Annotated in this window: 18 protein-coding genes; 12 read left to right on the top strand and 6 right to left on the bottom strand. The window is 42.0% G+C overall.

Going from position 1 to position 21,869, the window contains the following annotated elements; all coding sequences use genetic code 11:
- Positions 1-35 precede the first annotated feature (35 nt).
- On the bottom strand, positions 36-2,504 hold the full coding sequence (gene plsB / locus Xvie_RS25375) for a glycerol-3-phosphate 1-O-acyltransferase PlsB (RefSeq protein WP_086108837.1): 2,469 nt from the start codon (positions 2,502-2,504) through the stop codon (positions 36-38).
- A gap of 137 nt (positions 2,505-2,641) precedes the next feature.
- Here plsB and Xvie_RS25380 point away from each other — a divergent pair, with 137 nt between their 5' ends.
- Both Xvie_RS25380 and lexA read left to right on the top strand, forming a co-directional pair.
- Positions 2,642-3,013 carry a diacylglycerol kinase gene (locus Xvie_RS25380; protein ID WP_086108838.1) on the top strand — a complete coding sequence of 124 codons (372 nt, stop codon included), beginning with the start codon at positions 2,642-2,644 and terminating at the stop codon, positions 3,011-3,013.
- A 119-nt stretch (positions 3,014-3,132) separates the two neighbouring features.
- Entirely contained in the window at positions 3,133-3,750 is a 618-nt protein-coding gene (lexA, locus tag Xvie_RS25385) for a transcriptional repressor LexA (protein WP_086108839.1), read from the top strand.
- A 154-nt stretch (positions 3,751-3,904) separates the two neighbouring features.
- On the opposite strand, the gene zur is transcribed toward lexA, so the two are convergent.
- Positions 3,905-4,417 (bottom strand): zinc uptake transcriptional repressor Zur, encoded by a 513-nt coding sequence (zur, locus tag Xvie_RS25390; RefSeq protein ID WP_086108840.1) that lies wholly within the window; start codon positions 4,415-4,417, stop codon positions 3,905-3,907.
- 404 nt (positions 4,418-4,821) lie between these two features.
- Between zur and Xvie_RS25395 the strand changes: the two genes are divergently transcribed.
- The 4 genes from Xvie_RS25395 to dusA all read left to right on the top strand — a co-directional run bounded on the left by Xvie_RS25395 (position 4,822) and on the right by dusA (position 8,443).
- The gene (locus Xvie_RS25395; RefSeq protein WP_086108841.1) at positions 4,822-5,970 is read left to right on the top strand and encodes a DUF1266 domain-containing protein; all 1,149 of its coding nucleotides are present in this window, start codon (positions 4,822-4,824) and stop codon (positions 5,968-5,970) included.
- Positions 5,971-6,106: 136 nt separating this feature from the next.
- Positions 6,107-6,262, top strand: coding sequence for a hypothetical protein (locus tag Xvie_RS25400; RefSeq protein ID WP_208612539.1), 156 nt, complete (start codon positions 6,107-6,109; stop codon positions 6,260-6,262).
- Positions 6,263-7,279 carry a PDDEXK family nuclease gene (locus Xvie_RS25405; protein WP_086108842.1) on the top strand — a complete coding sequence of 339 codons (1,017 nt, stop codon included), beginning with the start codon at positions 6,263-6,265 and terminating at the stop codon, positions 7,277-7,279. It begins immediately after the preceding gene.
- 189 nt (positions 7,280-7,468) lie between these two features.
- Positions 7,469-8,443, top strand: coding sequence for a tRNA dihydrouridine(20/20a) synthase DusA (dusA, locus tag Xvie_RS25410; RefSeq protein WP_086108843.1), 975 nt, complete (start codon positions 7,469-7,471; stop codon positions 8,441-8,443).
- Positions 8,444-8,478: 35 nt separating this feature from the next.
- On the opposite strand, the gene Xvie_RS25415 is transcribed toward dusA, so the two are convergent.
- A complete protein-coding gene (locus Xvie_RS25415; protein WP_086108844.1) occupies positions 8,479-9,462 on the bottom strand; it encodes a quinone oxidoreductase in 984 nt (327 codons plus the stop codon).
- Between the two features lie 182 nt (positions 9,463-9,644).
- On the opposite strand from Xvie_RS25415, the gene dnaB reads away from it, so the two are divergent.
- From dnaB to Xvie_RS25440, 5 genes are all read left to right on the top strand, one after another.
- Positions 9,645-11,054, top strand: coding sequence for a replicative DNA helicase (dnaB, locus tag Xvie_RS25420; RefSeq protein WP_086108845.1), 1,410 nt, complete (start codon positions 9,645-9,647; stop codon positions 11,052-11,054).
- A gap of 103 nt (positions 11,055-11,157) precedes the next feature.
- Positions 11,158-12,237 (top strand): alanine racemase, encoded by a 1,080-nt coding sequence (gene alr / locus Xvie_RS25425; protein WP_086108846.1) that lies wholly within the window; start codon positions 11,158-11,160, stop codon positions 12,235-12,237.
- A 64-nt stretch (positions 12,238-12,301) separates the two neighbouring features.
- The gene (locus Xvie_RS25430) at positions 12,302-13,495 is read left to right on the top strand and encodes an amino acid aminotransferase (protein ID WP_086108847.1); all 1,194 of its coding nucleotides are present in this window, start codon (positions 12,302-12,304) and stop codon (positions 13,493-13,495) included.
- Between the two features lie 387 nt (positions 13,496-13,882).
- Positions 13,883-14,635, top strand: a complete 753-nt coding sequence (locus Xvie_RS25435) for an RNA ligase family protein (protein ID WP_086108848.1) — start codon at positions 13,883-13,885, stop codon at positions 14,633-14,635.
- The gene (locus tag Xvie_RS25440; protein WP_086108849.1) at positions 14,632-15,759 is read left to right on the top strand and encodes an AAA family ATPase; all 1,128 of its coding nucleotides are present in this window, start codon (positions 14,632-14,634) and stop codon (positions 15,757-15,759) included. Before Xvie_RS25435 ends, Xvie_RS25440 begins: the two co-directional genes overlap by 4 nt.
- A 122-nt stretch (positions 15,760-15,881) precedes the next feature.
- Here Xvie_RS25440 and Xvie_RS25445 read toward each other — a convergent pair whose 3' ends face one another.
- From Xvie_RS25445 to uvrA, 3 genes are all read right to left on the bottom strand, one after another.
- Positions 15,882-16,448: a disulfide bond formation protein B gene (locus tag Xvie_RS25445; RefSeq protein WP_086108850.1), complete on the bottom strand. Its 567-nt coding sequence runs from the start codon at positions 16,446-16,448 to the stop codon at positions 15,882-15,884.
- A 12-nt stretch (positions 16,449-16,460) separates the two neighbouring features.
- The gene (locus Xvie_RS25450) at positions 16,461-16,613 is read right to left on the bottom strand and encodes a DUF5993 family protein (protein WP_244175554.1); all 153 of its coding nucleotides are present in this window, start codon (positions 16,611-16,613) and stop codon (positions 16,461-16,463) included.
- A gap of 263 nt (positions 16,614-16,876) precedes the next feature.
- Positions 16,877-19,708 (bottom strand): excinuclease ABC subunit UvrA, encoded by a 2,832-nt coding sequence (uvrA, locus tag Xvie_RS25455; protein ID WP_086108851.1) that lies wholly within the window; start codon positions 19,706-19,708, stop codon positions 16,877-16,879.
- Between the two features lie 271 nt (positions 19,709-19,979).
- Between uvrA and ssb1 the strand changes: the two genes are divergently transcribed.
- Positions 19,980-20,498, top strand: coding sequence for a single-stranded DNA-binding protein SSB1 (gene ssb1 / locus Xvie_RS25460; RefSeq protein WP_086108852.1), 519 nt, complete (start codon positions 19,980-19,982; stop codon positions 20,496-20,498).
- Positions 20,499-21,869 lie beyond the last annotated feature (1,371 nt).

Raw genomic sequence — 21,869 nt, 5'->3', positions numbered from 1 at the left:
TTGATTTATTATTTTCCATGACCAGCTTAACGTCGTTATTGCTGCTCTTGTACTACCTGTGCAGGTTCATTTTGTTCTGGTGGCATGCTGACACTTTCAATCGTCAAACGAATTTCAGGTGACATCAGCTCACTTAATACATGATATAGTTCCTGAGCGCAGGTAGTAATTATGTCGCCGCTGTCTTGAATATAGCCTTCTTCGCGCAGCGTATTGACTGAGCTGGCAAAAACCGCCTTGTCAAAGAACTCTGGTGCATTGATACCATGTAGTACAGACAGACGTTGAGCTAACATCCGGCTCTCTTTTTCCAGTACACCACGGCTGATTTCAGGTGTGGCATTCAACAAAGAAAGCGTGATGGCATAACGTTGCAGCGTTTCTCTGATACCTGCCGCCAGTAATTGCAATGGGCGAATGCGTGCAGGATTCAGCACCAGCATTTCTTGCTCTTTGTTACAGATAAGGCATTGATGCGTCAGCTCATCAACCAGAGTACTGACGACATCAGAGAGCGTTTCTTTACTATAACGCATGAAAAGCTCTTGCTTGATCAGCGGATAAATCAACGCTACTTGTCTGAGCAACTCACTGCGACTAATGCGGCGGTGATGCATAACAATACTGGCAATTAGGGATGGCAGGATCAACAAGTGTTGGATATTGTTGCGATAATAAGTCATCAATACCGCGCTTTCACGTGGCAGGATAATAATATCCCCTAGACTATCTTTTTCGACCTCGAACTTATTCATCAGCAAAGCATGATCCAACAACTCTTCCGCTGTTTTGTTTGGCACCGTGATATCGTTAGTGTAAGGCACATTACGCAGTAATTGCAGATAGCAATCCAACTGCTCAATAAGCTGTTCGCGAGTAAGTGCTCTCTGGCGTGATGATAATAATGCCGTGGTGCATAAATTGATAGCATTGGCCGCAGCAGCATTATTGATATTGACCATAATATTGTCAGCCAGTTTACTGACTGTTGGAGCCAGCCATGTTGGACGCTGGGATTCGATTGGGTCAATGGAGTCACGCCATTCTGGAGCATGTTGGTTCAGGTATTGTATCAATGGGATCGGCTCACCAAAGTTCACGTAACCCTGCCCCAGATTACGTAATTTGCGCAGTCCCCGCACCATCTGGAAAAAACCTTCTTTTTCTTTGGTTGCACCACGCAGTTCTTTGGCATATGTCGCCACTTCCATCACATGTTCATATCCGATATAGATAGGCACAATAGTGATTGGTCGAGATTCTCCTCGAAGCATCGCTTGCAATGTCATAGAGAGAGTTCCGGTTTTTGGATCAAGCAAACGACCAGTGCGGGAGCGTCCCCCTTCGACAAAGTATTCAACCGAATAACCACGGGCAAACAGCTCACCGAGATATTCACGAAAGATGGTTGAATAGAGCTTATTGCCTTTAAACGTACGGCGGATGAAAAATGCGCCAAGACGACGGAATATCGGGCCGGCAGGCCAAAAATTCAGGTTAATTCCCGCGGCAATGTGCGGTGGAACCAGCCCTTGGTGATAGAGCACATAAGAGAGTAAAAGATAGTCCATATGGCTGCGGTGGCATGGTACATAAACCAGCTCATGGCCATCCTGCGCCAACTGGCGAACACGTTCGGCATTATGAACATTGATACCTTGATACAAACGGTTCCATGTCCAACTCAAAACTCGGTCGGTCAAGCGTACTGTTTCATAGGAGAAATCCGCAGCAACCTCTTCCAACATATTGATGGCATTCTGTTTTGCCTTTTCTGGAGAGATTTTTTTGCTGCGTGCTTCATCAGCAATCGCTTTTTCTATTGCCTTTGATGCCAGTAACTTATTGAACAGATCCTGTCTGGCAGGCAAGCGAGGCCCAACTGCCGCAAGACGTTGACGGGAGTAGTGTATCCGTGCAACACGGGCAAGTTTATTGGCGATGATATTATCCGTACCATGTTCGTCGGCCATACGGCGTAGAGACACAGGGGTGGAGAAACGCACGAAACTATCACGTCCAAGCCATAGGATTGCAAAAAACTTTTGCACGCCATTTAGTAAACGTAATTGCGGAGCTGTATTCCCTTCTTGCCCTTCGCGCCCTGGAGAACGACCAAACATGACAGAAACAGGCACCATCTGGATATTCAAATCAGGATTATTGCGATGCAAATCCAGGTAAGAATGGAAAATCTTTACAGATTCATATTTTGGAGCATAGCAACGGAACACACGGGGACCGTTATCGATAAAAACACAACTGGGAAGCTGTGTGTCACCAATTTCCAAAGGATTCAACGGATCCGGCAAATCTTGCGCCAGACATTGTTGACGCAAGGTCAATAAGTCTGTTTTTGAGTAGTACGGTAATACGTACAAAATGGGCCGAGTCGTATCAAGACGCAGCTCCGCAATGGGATCCGTAGGGATTAGTTTACTTTTTACTAATAATTTTAGTGGTAAATTCAATAACTTATAGTATATTTTACGCCAGCCTGACATAACTGCTTTAAGCCTCTTGTTAGCAACGCGTCGCAAGGATACCAGAAACAGATTTTGAGATCTGTGGAAATAAGACAATAATAAGAGCTAAAAGTTATATAAACATACAAATATTAAGTTCACTGAAGAAAGTTCTTATGGCAAATCAATCAACAGGTTTGATCCGCATCATTAAAGCGGCTGAGTATTCAGCGAAAGGAATTAAGGCGGCATGGCAGAATGAAGCGGCATTTCGGCAGGAAACAATTGCTGCCATACTTGCGATCATCATTGCATTTTCTTTAGATTTTGGCTTATTCGAGAGGCTCCTTCTCGTTGGCTCTGTTATGCTTGTAGTTATTGTCGAAATCCTCAACAGTGCTATAGAAGCGGTAGTGGATCGTATTGGCAGTGAATATCATGAATTATCGGGTCGGGCGAAAGATATGGGGTCTGCGGCAGTATTGCTTACCATACTTCTGGCGCTGTTTATCTGGGGAATGATCTTTTGGTCATATTTCATGCGTTGAGATGGTGTGTTTTTTCATCAAAGCACGTTATTTAGTTGCTTTTACATGCTGACAGGTTCCCAATTCGAATTTACCTGTATATACTCACAGTCGGACTGTATAAACAAACAGGGGGCGAAATGAAAGCATTAACTGCTAGGCAGCAGCAAGTTTATAACTTGGTGCGTGACCATATTTCGCAAACGGGTATGCCACCAACACGAGCTGAAATTGCAGCACGTCTTGGTTTTCGTTCACCTAACGCAGCAGAAGAGCATTTAAAAGCACTTGCGCGTAAAGGGGTGATAGAGATGATATCTGGTGCATCCAGAGGTATCCGTTTGCTTCTTGAGGAGGAAGATGAAGGTGCGGGATTGCCGCTGATCGGTCGTGTTGCTGCTGGGGAACCACTATTAGCTCAGGAACACATTGAAAGTCATTATAAGGTTGATCCTGAATTATTCAAACCAAGTGCTGATTTTCTGTTGCGTGTGAGTGGGATGTCTATGAAAGATATCGGCATTATGGACGGGGATTTACTGGCTGTGCATAAAACACAGGATGTTCATAATGGGCAAGTCATCGTGGCGCGTATCGAAGATGAAGTCACAGTAAAACGCTTCAAGCAAACAGGAAACAAAATCGAGTTGATTGCTGAGAATCCAGAATTTCAACCAATTGTTGTCGATTTAAGCGAGCAGAGTTTCACTATTGAAGGGTTGGCAGTAGGCGTTATTCGTAACGGGGACTGGGTCTGATTGTAAAAACAGATAATTGTACTTTGCCATTCTCTGGGGCGGTCATCTTCCCCAGTACCCGTTAAACTTGAGTTTAGCGGGTACATTGAAAAATATGTGATTATATTCAGTTATGACCGCCTTATTGCCTAATCCGGCATCAATCGTTCTTTTCTTATTTCTTTTTATTCTCTTCAACTGAATGATTGTGCTGGCATGTATCACGCTCCATGCAAGATTCAATCTCATAGCAGGAAGAACATATACCATGGACTTCTATCACGCTATTTCGCAAATGAAACCCTGTACCTTGAGCTAACTGCTGAATAGCGGACTCAATATCTTTTGCATCTTTCTCGGTTACTGCATTACAAACTTCACAGATAAACATAGCCGAAGTATGGCTGGGTTCTTCAAAATGATGACAAAGAACATAACTGTTTGTAGATTCTATTTTGTGAATAAAACCTTGTTCCAGTAGAAACTCCAATCCACGATAAACCGTTGGAGGCTTTGCTTGTGGTTCTACTTCACGCAATAAATCCAGTAAATCATAAGCGCTTATTGCACCAGGTTGCTCTGTAATTAAGCGAAGAATTTCAAGGCGTTGAGGTGTCAAACGAACCCCTCTTGACAGACAGATTGCTTCAGCCTGTGCCAGTAACTTTTTTTGATTGATAGTTTTCATTACACCTCTCACACCTACATGATGCTAATAACTTTAATGTTACCATTTTTTTGGAGTTGGGAGTGGAATCCATATAATGTTCAGTTCTCTTCTGGTATGTAATATACCTGTAAAGAAGAGTGGTTATCTTGCCATTATGAGACACTTGATTTACAAATACACGTTGATTGGAAATAAAAGTAATTCGTGGATAAGAACAATAAAATGGGCTAAAAAACGGAGAAAATAAAACTGGAAATATTGGATAATATCTGAAGGTTTGAGTTGGTTTATCATGATAATTATATTGGTAGTTAAAATCGTGATTTTTTTAAATATAGCATTCTAATTGTTTCGTTTGGAAAGGACAAAACTTCAGCATTAAAAACATTTGAAATACAGCTTACTTGATTAATGGATTAAAAATGAAAGAATTACTGCAAAACCACCCCAATAATAGAAGGTTTCCTGTTAATGGTTTTCGGATAATCAAAAATATCCTCAAGGAAAGAAAAGGAGTGGCATTCCTCAAGCCTATTCAGGCAGTTGGTTTAACCATTCTTTGGGTTGCAACACTTTTGCTGAGTGTATTATCGCTCGGAATAACGGTATTGATCTTTAATACCCCTAATATATCTTCAGAGGGGTATCTGCTCTGGGCTGGCTTGGTTGGTTTGAATTCACTTGGTATATATCTCTCCATTTGCAGTCTCCAACGCATCAAAAACCTTCCTATTATTGAACAAAAAAGCTATTACTCACAGGCAAAGTGTTCTGTTTTGTCGGAAGAAAAACGTCAGGCATTACGCTTGCATATCGTCAGCTGCTATTACGACGGATTTTGGACAGAAACATTAGAACATTACCCTTTGGAAAGCCGTGTTTCTCACGATAATTATCAATATCGTATTTTACCTCTGTCTGATGCAAAGCCTCATCAATCCGAAGTTTACAAAAGTTGGGGCATTCTTAATGAAAAAGATTATTGGGAAATATTGCATGAATTATGGGCAGGGATGCATTCAGAACGTTTTGCGGTTGATGCGGTTTTTACCGATGGAGAAATGTTCAAGGTGCTTGGTAGTTTGATTGAAGAACAGCCTGAATATGTACAGCAATGTTCTCGTTCAATTGATGGACGTCCTCCCGCTTTACTTTGGGGATTTGATCTTTGGCGAGCAATTGTACTGAGTCGAAACTGTTTTTCTGCCGGTTATATCAGTGAAGAAACAGCGTGGAAAAATATACTTAAAACAGCCGATTATGTTTATGAAATTTTTGGCAGTTTTGATGAATTCCACACAAATTACCGACTAGGAAATGCTTATTGGAGTCGTGATTTTGACACTGTGAAAGAGCGCCTGAAAGAATTTTTGTTTTACAAAGAACATTGTGACTGGCCGATAGCCCAATTACCTTGGTTAAATGCGAAAGGCATTTTTATAGAACAATATATGAAAGACGGTTTTGCTGATGTAGTTAATTCCATATTGCGAGATCAAATGGAAGATTCACTCGATGATGAAATAATGGATGAGGATAGTAGCCATACTGAAATTCGAGTTTTGCACTAATACCCTACAGGGATAGGAATTTACACTATATAGTAAAAGGAAAAACATGATTAATCATGCTTTCACCGTTCGAGACAAATTGACTGAAAGCGAAACTGTCATGAGCTAAATAGCGAATAATACATGTGAATAGGCTATGTTAGGTGATTTTCCTCAAGCCATTGATGATGCAATTTTAAGTAGTAGTGCAACGCACCAAAATCAAATGATACAACGTCTCTCTGACTCAGAAAAAACGCGCCAATTTGCACTGGTAATTTTTGATATGTTGAGTGGGTATAAGGGAACTTAAGTGGCAATATATGAGTTAACACAAGATACGCTAGTAAAAGTTGAGATGACTTCATTTGAAACGGAGAAACTGAAGGAGCGACAAGATATTCAGCGTCTTTTAAAATCACAAATTGAAGCCATTAGCCCTGACACGTTAGTGATCGCAGAAGAATATAGTCATTTTGTTGGTTCCAATCGTCGTCTTGACTTACTTGGTATTGATAAGTCCGCCAATCTCGTCGTTATAGAACTTAAGCGGGATGATGATGGTGGTCACATGGAACTTCAGGCGATTCGTTACGCAGCTATGGTTTCGAATCTAACTTGGGAACAGGCCGTTAGTGCCTATAAGGAATTTTTGAGTCAAGCAAGACAGGATATTGATGCTGAAAGCTCGATGTTAGATTTTTTGGCATGGGATTCTCCACAAAAAGATAATTTTGCTAAAGAGACACGCATTGTTTTAGCTGCTCGTAACTTTTCTAAAGAGATTACGACATCGGTTTTGTGGATGAATGATATAGGAATGGACATAACTTGTGTTCGCCTGCAACCTTTTCGAGTAAGCGAAAAACTTTTATTGAATATTGAGCAAATTATCCCGCTTCCTGAAGAGATGGATTACCAGATAGAGGTACGTTCCAAAAAGCGAGAAAAAAGAGCTGCTCGTAATAGTGAAAAAAATCACTCATCACTTAATCTGTATGTCAATGGGAAACTTTATCGGCAAGGATTTCATAAGTCAGACATTGGTTTTTATACAATTAAAGCACTTGAGGATCATAAACTAATTGATGAATCTGGTTTTCATTATCTCCGAAATAATAAAACTTGTTCGTTTCAGTTACTGAAAAAATATGAAGAAATTAAAGGAGTTGGAGATAAATACAAAAAGTATCGTACTCAGTTAGAACCTGAGTTTGGCTATCAAGGTGAAGGATACTACATTGCTCGAAATTGGAGCTTTTCTAGTACAAACCGATTTATCAATGAAGTTCAAGAGAAATTCTCAGCACTGTGCTTTGAGTGGGACTAATACAAATATTCAGTTTTGGTTGAGTTTGAAGCGATCCTTCTCGCTCTGTATAATCGCCCGCCTTGGATAATTTGGGGGAGTTTGTATTCCCCCTGAGTATTTCCTAATGGCTGAATAAGCCGAAATAGACCAGAATATAAAGCGACGATATCGGCGCTATCTTTTTGATTTTTAAATGAGGTTTGTGATATGCACCCATCATCTCGCTTCTCCGTTGCCCCCATGTTAGATTGGACGGATCGTCATTGCCGTTACTTCCATCGCTTATTAAGCAAGGAAGCTCTGCTTTACACGGAAATGGTCACAACGGGCGCGATTATTCATGGCAAAGGGGATTATCTGGCCTATAACGAACAAGAACATCCATTGGCATTACAATTGGGTGGCAGCGATCCTGAAGCCTTGGCGCAGTGTGCGAAGATTGCGCAGGAACGGGGTTACGATGAAATCAATTTGAATGTTGGTTGCCCTTCTGATCGCGTGCAAAACGGTCGCTTTGGTGCTTGCCTGATGGGAGAAGCGACGCTGGTAGCCGATTGTGTTAAGGCGATGCAGGATGTAGTGGATATTCCGGTTACCGTCAAAACCCGTATCGGAATTGATGAACAGGATAGCTACGAGTTTCTGTGTGATTTCATTGATACTGTCGTAAAAAACAGCGATTGCGATAATTTTGTTATTCATGCGCGCAAAGCATGGTTGTCTGGTTTAAGCCCAAAAGAAAACCGCGAAATTCCGCCTTTGGATTACCCACGAGTTTATCAATTAAAGAAAGATTTTCCGCAACTGACGCTTTCTCTTAACGGTGGTATTAAATCACTGGAAGAAGCAAAGCAGCATTTACAATATGTTGATGGTGTGATGATTGGTCGGGAGGCTTACCAAAACCCATCGATTCTGGCACGTGTGGATTGTGAGTTGTTTGACCAAACAGTTCCTGTGACCAATACGGTTGATGCGGTTAAGTCGCTTTATCCTTATATTGAACAGGAATTGTCTCAAGGTACTTATTTAGGTCATATCACCCGCCATATCTTGGGAATTTTTCAGGGGATTCCCGGTGCACGCCAATGGCGTCGCCATTTGAGTGAAAATGCCCATAAGCAGGGTGCTGATATTATGGTTGTTGAAAAAGCACTGGAAATGGTAACTGAGCGGGTATAGCCCGCTCAGAGAATAGAATTTCAGGACAATAGATATTACGGGATCAATAAGCTGGAACCGTGGGTTGCACGGCTTTCCAGTGTCCGGTGTGCTCTTATTGCTTCGCTCAATGGGAACTTCTGGCTTTCTGGAACATCTACATTGATTTTGCCGCTGGCAATGAAATCAAAGAGTACTTTGCTGGCTTCATTCAATTCATCACGGGTAGTGATATAACCAGACAGAGAAGGACGAGTGAGAAACAGTGAGCCTTTCTGATTGAGGATCCCTAAGTTTATCCCTGTTACAGGCCCTGAAGCATTACCAAAGCTGACCATCAGTCCCCTAGGGTTCAGGCAGTCGAGAGAATCCAGCCACGTTGCTTGACCAACGGAATCGTAAACCACATCTACTTTTTTACCGTCAGTGATATCCAAAACACGCTCTACGATATTCTCGCGATTATAATTGATGGTCTGCCATGCCCCGGCTGCTTTGGCAAGATTGGCTTTTTCATCTGAGCCAACCGTCCCAATCAATTTTGCTCCCAATGCTTTTGCCCATTGGCACGCAATCAAACCAACACCACCAGCCGCTGCATGAAATAGGAAAGATTCCCCTGTTTGGATCTTGTGGGTTTGGTGGAAAAGATAATAGACAGTCAGGCCTTTCAAGAATGATGCGGCGGCTTGTTCGAATGATATAGCATCTGGAAGTATGGTTAATTTGTTTTCTTGTACATTGTGTATTTCACTATAAGCGCCAGAAGCAGATAGGGCATAAACCACACGATCCCCGACCTTAGTGGATGTTACACCTGACCCAATTTTAGTGACGATACCTGCCGCTTCTGTTCCCAGCCCACTGGGTAGATTAGCTGGTGGATATAACCCGCTACGTATGTAGGTATCAATATAATTAATACCAATGGCCTTATTTTCAATTTGTACTTCATCAGCTGTAGGATAAACAGGCGTAAATTCACAATATCGGAGTACTTCTGGGCCGCCAGTGGCGGAAAATTCAATACGTTTTGCCATGGTAACTCTCTCATTATGTTAAAAATATTGGAAACAGCCCCGCACTTTTGCATTGCAATTGATACAAACTGCGTTAATGTGTCCGAAATCATTACAGACTATATATAATTACTCAAGGCTGTTTTCATGGCGTATACTTATGCGCTATTTCGTTTTTTGTTTAGTGGATTAATGCGGTATACATGGCTGGGAAAAAACCAACTAACAACAGTATGGCTGAACCAAAAGATCGCCAAGTGGAAGGGCTGAAACTTCCACCACACTCTTTGGAAGCAGAGCAATCCGTGTTAGGCGGTTTGATGCTGGATAATGAACGTTGGGATAATGTATCCGAGCGGGTTACCAGCAATGACTTTTTCAGCCGACCACACAGGCGTATTTTCTCTGAAATGCAGCGTTTGCTCGAAAGGAGCAAACCTATCGACCTGATCACGTTATCTGAATCTCTCGAACAGAATGGCGATCTCGATAATGTCGGCGGGTTCGCCTATCTTGCTGAGTTGTCAAAAAACACTCCAAGTGCAGCGAATATCAACGCTTATGCTGATATCGTCCGCGAGCGTGCGGTAGTACGCGATATGATCGCAGTGGCAAATGAAATTGCAGATGCAGGCTATGATCCACAAGGCCGAACCAGCGAAGAACTCTTGGATTTGGCAGAATCACGTGTATTCCAGATCGCAGAAAATCGGGCGAATAAAGATGAAGGCCCGAAAAGTATAGAGCAGATCCTGGAAGAAACCGTTGAGCGAATTGAGATGCTCTATCAGCGCCCACATGATGGCGTGACAGGGGTTTCTACGGGCTACCAAGATCTGGATAAGAAGACTGCCGGCTTGCAGAAATCAGATTTAATTATTGTGGCGGCGCGTCCTTCAATGGGTAAAACGACTTTTGCGATGAATCTGTGTGAAAACGCAGCGATGATGCAGGATAAGCCAGTTTTGATTTTCAGCCTTGAGATGCCCGGCAATCAGATCATGATGCGTATGCTGGCATCCCTGTCCCGTGTAGACCAAACACGTATTCGTACCGGCCAGCTTGATGATGAGGATTGGGCGCGAATTTCCAGCACCATGGGGATTTTGCTGGAAAAACGCAATATGTATATTGATGACTCATCCGGTCTGACACCAACAGAAGTGCGCTCCCGTGCGCGGCGGGTTTTCCGCGAACACGGCGGGCTTAGCCTGATTATGATCGATTATCTGCAATTGATGCGGGTACCTTCTTTATCTGACAACAGAACGCTGGAGATTGCGGAAATATCCCGCTCACTGAAAGCATTGGCGAAAGAGCTTCAAGTGCCGGTTGTCGCACTCTCCCAGCTAAACCGTAGCTTGGAACAACGAGCTGATAAGCGGCCGGTTAACTCCGATCTGCGTGAATCAGGCTCTATTGAACAGGATGCTGACTTGATCATGTTTATCTATCGTGACGAGGTTTATCACGACAGCAGTGAACTGAAAGGTGTGGCAGAAATCATCCTTGGTAAACAGCGTAACGGCCCTATCGGTACAGTAAGGCTGACGTTTAATGGCCAATGGTCACGATTTGATAATTATGCTGGGCCAAGTTATAGCGACGAATAAATCTAAGAGTCTATTGCTGATGCTCAAACAGCTTGAATAATCAACATCAAAGATAGTCTGTTATTTATCAAACCTGAGCGAAAAATTATAAAAAGGGGATGAAATGAAAGCGGCAACTGCTGTTATCGACCGCCGTGCTCTGCGACACAACTTGCAACAAGTTAGAGTACAGGCTCCTGACAGTAAACTGATTGCAGTTGTGAAAGCAAACGCCTATGGACATGGTTTATTAGAAACTGCGTACACAATGGAAGATGCTGATTGTTTCGGTGTCGCTCGAATTGGGGAAGCGCTTGCCCTGCGTAGTGGTGGGATCGTCAAACCAATCTTGCTATTGGAAGGTTTTTTTGAAGCGGCGGATCTACCCGTACTGGTCGTCAATCATATTGAAACCGTGGTGCATTGCATTGAGCAGCTTGAAGCATTGGAACAAGCGGATTTGTCCCACCCAGTTAAAGTATGGATGAAACTCGATACTGGTATGCATCGTCTGGGGGTTAGGATTGATGAGGCTGAAGCATTTTATCAACGCCTGAGTCGCTGCCATAATGTTGAACAACCCGTTAATATAGTCAGCCATTTTAGCCGTGCAGATGAACCTACGGTTGATACGACTGAGCAACAAATTGATCGCTTTATGGCATTTATTGCAGATAAAGCTGGCGAAAAATCCATCGCTGCATCGGGAGGGGTTTTATTGTGGCCGCAGGCACATCTGGATTGGGTTCGTCCCGGCATTATGATGTATGGTGCTTCGCCAACAGCGGATAAAACGGCTGCTGACTTCAATTTAAGCCCTGCTATGACCCTGAAATCCAGCTTAATTGCAGTACGTAAGCATAAAGCAGGGGAGTCAGTAGGATACGGCGGTACATGGAGCAGTGAACGTGATACCTGCATTGGTGTCGTGGCGATGGGGTATGGTGATGGTTATCCCCGAAGTGCACCTGCCGGTACACCTGTATTTATCAATGGTCGGGAAGTGCCGCTGGTTGGCCGCGTGTCTATGGATATGATTACTGTAGATCTGGGGCCAATATGTCAGGATAAAGTGGGGGATGAAGTTATCCTTTGGGGCAATGTCCTGCCGGTTGAAAGAATTGCGGAACATTCAGGGATCAGCGCTTACGAGCTGATTACGAAACTGACCTCACGCGTTGCAATGGAATATCTAGACGAATAATCCAGTAAGTTATATTGTTTGCTATTGAATTTTTTATAAACTCGGTAGCAGGGAGTATAACGTAGTGTTCCAGAATGTTGATGCGTATGCAGGCGATCCTATCCTGTCGTTGATGGAAGCATTTAAAAACGATCCCCGTGCAGAAAAAATTAATCTGAGCATCGGGCTGTATTACGATGAGCAGGGTATAACCCCAAAATTGCAGGCTGTTGCTGTCGCTGAAGAACAAATGAGCGCTTTGCCACAGTCTGCTTCCCTTTATCTTCCAATGGAAGGATTGCTTGCCTATCGTGTGGCAATTCAGGAATTGCTATTCGGTAAAGAGCATCCATTGTTAAACCAGAAGCGCATTGCAACTATTCAAACAGTGGGTGGCTCAGGCGCATTGAAAATAGGAGCAGATTTCTTACACCGTTATTTCCCTGACTCTGAAGTATGGTGCAGTGATCCAACTTGGGAAAACCATGCTGCTATTTTTGCCGGATCAGGCGTCAAGGTGAACTATTACCCTTATTTTGATGACAAAACTAAAGGGGTAAAATTTGACGAAATGCTGGCAACATTTAAGCAACTACCTGCAAAAAGTATTATTTTAATGCATCCTTGCTGCCATAACCCAACAGGCTCCGATCTCAGCAGTGATCAATGGGATCTTGTGGTTCAAGTTGCTAAAGAGCGGGAATTACTCCCTTTCCTTGATATTGCTTATCAGGGTTTTGCCGATGGCATGGAAGAAGATGCTTATGCGATCCGTGCAATGGCTAATGCGGATCTACCTTGTCTGGTCAGTAACTCATTCTCGAAAATCTTCTCACTGTATGGTGAGCGGGTCGGTGGATTATCAATTATCTGTGACGATGCAAAATCGGCTGAATGCGTTTTGGGACAATTGAAAGCAGGAGTACGCCGTATTTACTCCAGCCCTCCAAATTTTGGGGCACAAGTTGTTGCCAGGGTATTGAGTAATACAGAATTAAAGAGCCAATGGCTGGAGGAAGTAGAACGGATGCGTTTGCGTATTCTGGAAATGCGAACAGTATTGGTAAATGCATTGAAAAAAGCTCTGCCTGAGAAAAACTTTGACCATTTACTGAAACAGCGCGGCATGTTCAGTTATACCGGATTTAGTCAGGAACAAGTTGATAGATTGCGTGAAGAATTTAGTGTTTATTTGGTAGGTTCTGGCCGCGTTTGTATGGCTGGTGTGAATCATCATAACGTACAGCGCATTGCAGAGACGTTTGCAGCTGTGAGTTAGTGATTTTATATTACTGGTAGAATTTCAAGTTGTGGCCAATAAAGCTGCGACTTGAAAGTGTTGTTTCAAATAAGTATTGTCTCAAATAAGTACTGTTTCAAATTAGAGGATTTTTATAGGGTATTTGTGATTGGAATTTATTCGCTCTGTTAATCTATAACTTCTTCATATATAGTGGTCATCTTAATTAAAAAAACTTTTCACGTTCATATTAAATCCAATCAAATAGTTAACTTAATCCTTTTTTATAAAAGAATTAACTAAATGGAAATAAAGAAAATGTAATACCAACTCTTGAGCTCTTTCATCGGTTATTCAGATGAACATTAGTCTTTAAAGGCGCAATCGCGTTTTTATTGGGATAATTATCATAAGAGTTAAAGCATTATGGATATGCAATCAAGAAAGTATGGTAGAACGTTCCATTATCCGTTCTCGCCAGGCACGACCAGTGACGATCGTATTAATCATCATTGGTGGCACGATATGAAAAAAATCAAGCAGCTTATTCATACCGAAAAGTTGGACGGTGAGAATAACTGTTTGAGTCGCTATGGTGTATTTGCCCGTTCACATGCTGCACCAACGCAATCGGCATGGACTCAACAAATTCGTCAGCGTTGGCAATTGCTCAAAGGTGATTTAGGCGATATCGAGATCTTTGGTGAAAATCTTTATGCCATTCACTCCATTGAATATTTTCATATTGAAGAATATTTCTTTGTGTTTGCAGTGCGAATTAAAGATTGTTGGCTCAGTTGGGAAGAGGTCAAATTTTATGCCGCATTATTTGATTTTCCGACAGTCCCTGAAATAAAGATTCCTGAAACATGGAATGAATCCTCATTTATGCAAAATATTACTGAAACGGCAAGGCAGGGAAGTTCCTTTGCTTCTTGGGACAAACAGACCAAACAGCCGTGCTCAATGGAAGGCATTGTTAGCCGGGATGCAGGAGAATATTTGGTGACTGATTTTCCGCATCATGTTTTTAAATATGTGCGAAAAAACCATGTCAAAACGGATATGCATTGGAAACGTCATTGGCAAAGAGCACCTTTATATTTCGAACGCTTTTCTGGTTCAAATAAAAGCCTTTTTGGTTCAAATAAAAACAGGGCAAAAGGAGAAAGGGAATGAGTTGGGTATTCAGCTACAATAAGTCATGGGATTATTTATCCTCAACTTTCTCTTTTATCGCTGATATGGATGGAGTTCAACAAGATCCTATTTATCATGCAGAAGGTGATGTTGCGATCCACACTCAAATGGTATTAGCTGAGTTAGAGCAATTGCCCGAATATTCATTATTGGCTAAAGAAGAACAGGAAATTCTTTGGACGGCGGCATTGTTGCATGATGTAGAGAAACGTAGTACGACACAGGTAGATTGGGATGGGCGCATTATTTCTCCGGGGCATGCCCGTAAAGGAGAATTAACAGCCAGAACAATTCTGTTTCAGCAAATACCAACACCATTTGCAATACGGGAACAGATTGCCGCGCTTGTGCGTTTCCACGGCTTACCATTGTGGTTAATGGAAAAGCCCAGTCCACAAAAAGCACTATTGGCAGCATCATTACGTGTCGATACTTATTTGCTGACTTTACTGGCAAAAGCTGATGTATTGGGGCGTGTATGTCATGATGCACAGGAACTATTGGGGCGTATTGAACTATTTGAACTTTATTGCCGTGAACAAAATTGCTGGCGGGAACCGAGGATATTCTCGTCTGGCGAAGCCCGTTTCCATTACTTTTTTACGGATAGCGAACAGCCAGATTATCAGCCTTATGATAACTATGGCAGTCAGGTAACCTTATTGTGTGGATTGCCGGGCATGGGTAAAGACCATTTTATCCAATTGCATGGCGAAGGAATGCCCGTGATTAGTTTGGATGCGATACGTCGTGAGCATCAAATTAGCCCGGCAGATAAAGATGCTAATGGTTGGGTTGTTCAGCAGGCAAAGCAGCAAGCCAGAGAGAAAATGCGCAGCGGGCAAAATTTCATTTGGAATGCCACTAATCTGACAAGGCAGATGCGTCAGCAACTCATCAAATTATTTGTGAGTTATGATGCCAGGGTTAGGGTTATTTACATTGAACAAGACTATAAGTGCTGGCGTCAGCAGAACAGTAATCGCCAATATGCTGTACCGGATAAAGTGATGGATCGGATGCTTGGCAAGCTGGAGGTTCCGACCCCGGAAGAAGCACATGAAGTTTGCTATTTTATTGATTCGGAGCTGTTGAAGCGATAATTGCAGAATATATTTCCGGTGATTTCTCAGGCAAGAGTCTGGCTGAAAAGATTTTATTGGAAAAGATAGAAGGCTGCCGGGATTGTGTAGCCTTCTATTTTAATGATTTCAGTGTAAAAGGATTACTTTTTTAGTAACTGATAGAACGTTGGGTTGTCATCGCATTGTCCACTGCCACATTCCAATATGGTAGAAACCAGATTGGCCGCAATTAAAAATGCGAACAAGCCCATAACAATTTTGCCTAATGCTGGTGGTGTGTATTTTGCCGAATCAGTATTACCTGCTTTCAGAGGCATAATAACCGCGATAGCAATGATGGTCAGAATCGACATAACTGCAGCCCAGGTATAAAAATGCAGGCCGAAGAAAGTTGAGCCATATCCCGTATCTCCCGGCAGGATATGGAGAGAAACTTGACGCATGGCAACGAAACCAGTCACAATACAGCCGAGTAATGAGAGGCTGTAATGGGTATTTTTTATACCGAAATAAATATTAAACAAAAAGCCGAAACCAATCATGATGATGCCTACACGCTGCAATAAACATAATGGGCAGGGAAGTTCAAAACGCGCCAATTGATAATAAAACGCGACTATCAAAATTACACTAATACCGAACAGGCCCAAGATATTTAAGGCCATTGCGAGGTTAACATTACGCGATGCTGACATTGTATTATTCATTACGGCCTCCGATTAGAAAGAAAGGTTTAATGCATCAGTTGCATGATATTTAAACCAAAATACCGTGATGATGAATAAAGCAAACCAAAGCGTATATGTCAGTTTTTTCTTGCCGATAATAACAGTGACGATTATAACTAGCGCAATTAAGAACGGTAAAAACATATACATGTTTAATCTCCATTATAAATTTAAAGCATATGTTATGCCATTATGGCATTAATGCGTTGGCAATGTGATCATTAATAATATTAGAACAACAATACAATCCTGATTTACGAAAGTTTGTTTCATGCAAAATGAGCGTAAGAAAAGGCTTTTTTACACATATGAAGGTGAATATTGGTTAACAATTAGATAGAAAATGAATAAAAAAAGCCCCACAAAGTGGGGAATATTGTAGATGATTAAGTTGCAAAATTAGTAAATTAATCTTTATCAAGTATTGGTTTTAAAAAACGAGCTGTGTGAGATTTCTCGCACTGAGCCACTTCCTCTGGCGTTCCTGATACCAATATCTCACCGCCGCCGCTTCCGCCTTCAGGGCCGAGATCGACAATCCAGTCAGCCGTTTTGATAACATCCAGATTATGTTCGATGACGACAATGGTATTCCCTTGATCTCGCAGTTGATGCAAAACGGACAGTAATTGCTGAATATCGGCAAAATGCAGACCAGTTGTTGGCTCGTCAAGAATATACAATGTCTGGCCTGTACCTCGTTTGGATAACTCTCGCGCCAGTTTTACCCGTTGTGCTTCCCCACCTGAAAGTGTCGTAGCGGATTGCCCCAAACGAATATAGGAGAGACCAACATCTATCAAAGTTTGTAGCTTACGTGCGAGGGCTGGAACTGTATCGAAAAACTCACGGGCCTCTTCGATGGTCATATTCAGCACTTCATTAATATTTTTTCCTTTATATTTGATTTCCAACGTTTCACGGTTGTAACGTTTACTTTTGCATTGATCGCAAGGCACATAAACATCAGGCAAGAAGTGCATCTCAACTTTAATTACGCCATCGCCCTGACAGGCTTCGCAGCGCCCGCCTTTAACATTGAAACTGAAACGCCCCAGTGTATAACCACGGGTTCGGGATTCAGGAACGCCGGAAAATAATTCCCTTACAGGCGTGAATACGCCAGTATAAGTGGCAGGATTCGAGCGAGGAGTTCTGCCGATCGGACTTTGGTCGATATCTATCACCTTATCAAAATGCTCAATGCCTTGGATATCGACATAAGGTGCAGGATTAATATTTGTTGCCCCATTTAACTGACGCTGTGCAATAGGGAACAATGTATCGTTGATCAATGTTGATTTGCCGGAGCCAGAAACACCAGTGATACAAGTAAACAGGCCTACAGGCAGTTTTAATGTTACTTTTTTCAGGTTATTGCCTTTTGCGCCAATCAATTTCAGCATTTTGTCTAGATTGGCTGGTACACGTTGCTCTGGAATAGCAATTTTACGTTCACCACTCAGGTATTTTCCTGTGAGGGATTTTGGGTTTCCCATGATATCGACGACAGTTCCCTCGGCAACAATCTCGCCACCATGCACGCCAGCACCCGGCCCGATATCAATAATATGGTCAGCCGCACGAATGGCATCTTCATCATGTTCGACCACGATAACGGTATTGCCTAAATTGCGCAGATGCAGCAACGTTTCCAGCAAACGCTCATTATCCCGTTGATGCAGGCCAATGGAGGGTTCATCCAGCACATACATCACACCAACAAGGCCTGCTCCAATCTGGCTCGCCAAACGGATACGCTGGGCTTCCCCGCCTGAAAGAGTTTCTGCTGAACGAGAAAGAGTCAGATAGTTCAGTCCAACATTAACCAAGAAATTCAGTCGATCGCGGATCTCTTTCAGGACTTTTTCGGCAATTTTGGCCCGTTGTCCACTCAATTTGATATTTTGGAAAAACTCCATCGCATGACCGATACTGAAATCCGAAATTTGCGGTAGCGTGGTATTTTCGATAAAGACATAACGAGCTTCTTTACGCAATCGTGTTCCGCCGCAAGAAATACAAGATCGATTGCTGATACATTTTGCTAATTCTTCCCGTACTGCGATGGATTCCGTCTCTTTATAGCGACGTTCCATATTATGCAAAATGCCTTCGAACGGATGGTGACGAACGGTCACATCGCCACGGTCATTGATGTATTTGAACTCGATGGACTCTTTGTCTGAGCCGTATAGAACCACTTTTTGAATGGCCGGGCTCAGTTGATTAAACGGTGCTTCAATATCGAATTTGTAGTGTGCAGCCAGCGAACTCAACATCTGGAAGTAATAGAAATTACGGCGATCCCAATTTCGGATTGCACCGCCTGCAAGGGAAATATATTCATTCTGAATAACACGCTCAGGATCGAAAAATTGCTGAATACCTAAACCATCACAAGTTGGACAGGCACCTGCGGGATTGTTGAAGGAAAACAGGCGTGGCTCCAGTTCGCTCATACTATAGCCACATACCGAACAGGCAAAATTGGCGGAGAAGACCAGCTCTTCTGCCTGAGTATCATCCATATTGGCAATGACAGCAGTACCACCGGAAAGCTCTAACGCGGTTTCGAATGATTCTGCTAATCGTTGGGCGAGGTCGGCACGTACTTTGAAACGGTCGATGACGACTTCAATGGTGTGTTTTTTTTGTAATTCGAGTTTTGGTGGATCGGAAAGATCACACACTTCACCATCAATACGAGCGCGGATATAGCCCTGTGCAGCGAGATTATCCAGCAATTTGGTATGCTCGCCTTTACGTTCTTTGACGACAGGAGCCAGTAGCATCAGGCGCTGGCCTTCCGGTAATTCCAAAACGTTATCTACCATCTGGCTGACCGTTTGTGCCGCCAGTGTGATATCGTGCTCAGGGCAGCGCGGCTCTCCCACTCGTGCAAATAACAGACGAAGGTAATCGTGGATTTCAGTTATTGTACCGACCGTAGATCGCGGATTGTGGGAAGTAGACTTTTGTTCAATGGAAATGGCCGGGGATAGCCCCTCAATATGATCGACATCCGGTTTTTCCATCAGTGACAAAAACTGGCGTGCATATGCAGAGAGTGATTCAACATAGCGACGTTGACCCTCTGCATACAAGGTATCGAAAGCCAGAGATGATTTACCGGAACCTGATAGCCCAGTAATGACTATCAGCTTGTCGCGGGGAATTATTAAATTAATATTCTTGAGATTATGGGTGCGGGCGCCCCGAACTTCGATGTTATCCATATACCACTTCCCAGATTATTGATAGTGCAAAGCTCTATTAATAGTGCAAAACTCATAAACGCGTCATTATTGCACAAACATTGCTGAATGGATATACAGTATTCAATGGGGAATTATGCTGTAGCCATGACAATGTAAAGTACGATGAGCTTCGCAAAGTATAATATAACGGCTCTATGTTTAAACTTAGTCCTCGCATGGTAGACTACTTCGCTTATAATTAGAGAATTCCGTTTTTTAGCAAAAATTCATTTCATCAGGAGTATTCCCAATGGCCAGCAGAGGCGTAAACAAAGTTATTTTAGTAGGTAATTTGGGGCAGGACCCGGAAGTTCGCTATATGCCGAACGGCGGTGCAGTCGCCAACATTACTCTGGCAACGTCTGAGAGCTGGCGCGATAAGCAAACCGGTGAGATGAGAGAGAAAACTGAATGGCACAGGGTTGTGATATTCGGCAAATTGGCAGAAGTCGCCGGAGAGTACCTGCGTAAAGGTTCTCAGGTTTATATCGAAGGTTCTTTGCAGACTCGTAAATGGCAGGATCAGAGCGGTCAAGACCGTTACTCCACTGAAATCGTGGTAAATGTTGGTGGCACCATGCAGATGCTGGGCGGCCGCGGTGGTGCAGCCAACCAGGATGCACCAGCACAAGGCGGTTGGGGACAACCACAGCAGCCACAACAAGCATCTCAGCAATTCAGCGGCGGCGCTCCATCTCGCCCGGCACAGTCTCCTGCACCACAGAGTAATGAGCCACCAATGGATTTCGATGATGATATTCCGTTTTAGACCATGTTTAATCTAAAACTGTAAAGATAAGTGGCAAAATAAACCATAACCCAGCATTCTAGCTGGGTTTTTTGGTAGTTATGTTGGCCTGTTTTACTCAGTCTTTCGAGACGTCGAGGGTAAAAACATCAATGAGTCCTTTCAACTCTGTGGTTTCAGGTAAGAGAAGTTAAATGCGCGCACGAATCAAAAAGTGCGTTTTGCCTCTAATTCTTTATCATTAGTTTTGTTAGACCAATTAGTTAGAATTTCTTCGCAGTGCTGTGTAATAAGTGCTTATAATATCTTGCGTTTTTTATTTGAGTCACCTTTTGGTATGTTTTTTAATCAAAAGATGTATATAATGCATCCTATAAAAATCATAATTGACGATAATATCAATGTTATTGGTTTATTGATGCTGATCTAAAATTATAAACTCAACATAATTCTCTATCACAAATAAATGATTAACCTTATCAATATGTGGTTAACAGTAGACGTATAGTTAAAAATAGATGTAATGAGAAAATCTACAAAAGAGTGAAATGATCGGAATACTGTAAGGTAATGACATGTTTCTTTACTAGCTATCTATTGCTTACATATAAGGTTATTACTTTGGGGTGTTTGGAGATTTGAAGTATAGAATAATTGCATTTATTTATTTTTTGAGAGGTTTGTCCCTTAATTTCATAGGGATACCATAATAATATTATTAAGTTTTGTAATACTAAAAGTATAAGTGTTGATTGTCAGTAGGTTTTATAGATTTGGAGAAGAAAACATTACTCTCAATAGGGGGAATTATAAGATTTCTTGTGAATGCTATTGGTTAATAATTATCACAATAGAAGAAATAGATTAAGATAATGATCTTTACTTTGTAGTACATCTTAACAAAATATCTTAAATTATTTTAAAAAATAAATATACTGATGGTTTTATATTTTCCGAGATTGAGTGTAATATTAAAAAAAATTAATGCATGAGTATCTGAAAGCGTATGTGGCAGATTAGACTAAACGAAGAACGATTTTTCATTGCCGAACGATTCAAGTAAAGTTTATCAAACATTGGTAGTAGGTTGAAAAATAAGTGAATCGAAAAGCATAACCCTAAACAGATTTGTCCCAATTTGTTGACTTCCCATTTCTTTGCTAAGAACGCCTTAGAAGTGACTCAGAAAATAGATAGTGGATAAAGTAAGCATAAGAAATTATGAAATTAATAATTAAGTATTTATCATTATTAGAACAAAGGATTAATAAAATAGCTGGTGGTGGAATTATAGGCGTAAATTAACAAGGTGATCATGAGGTTATTATTTAATAAATGGATTTTATGATGAGTGATTAATTAATTGAATTTAAAAAATTCAGTGTTTAATAC

This window comes from Xenorhabdus vietnamensis, assembly GCF_002127535.1.
GTDB lineage: Bacteria > Pseudomonadota > Gammaproteobacteria > Enterobacterales > Enterobacteriaceae > Xenorhabdus > Xenorhabdus vietnamensis.
Note: the sequence above shows the minus strand (reverse complement) of the source record. Positions and strands in the feature narration are given on the sequence as shown.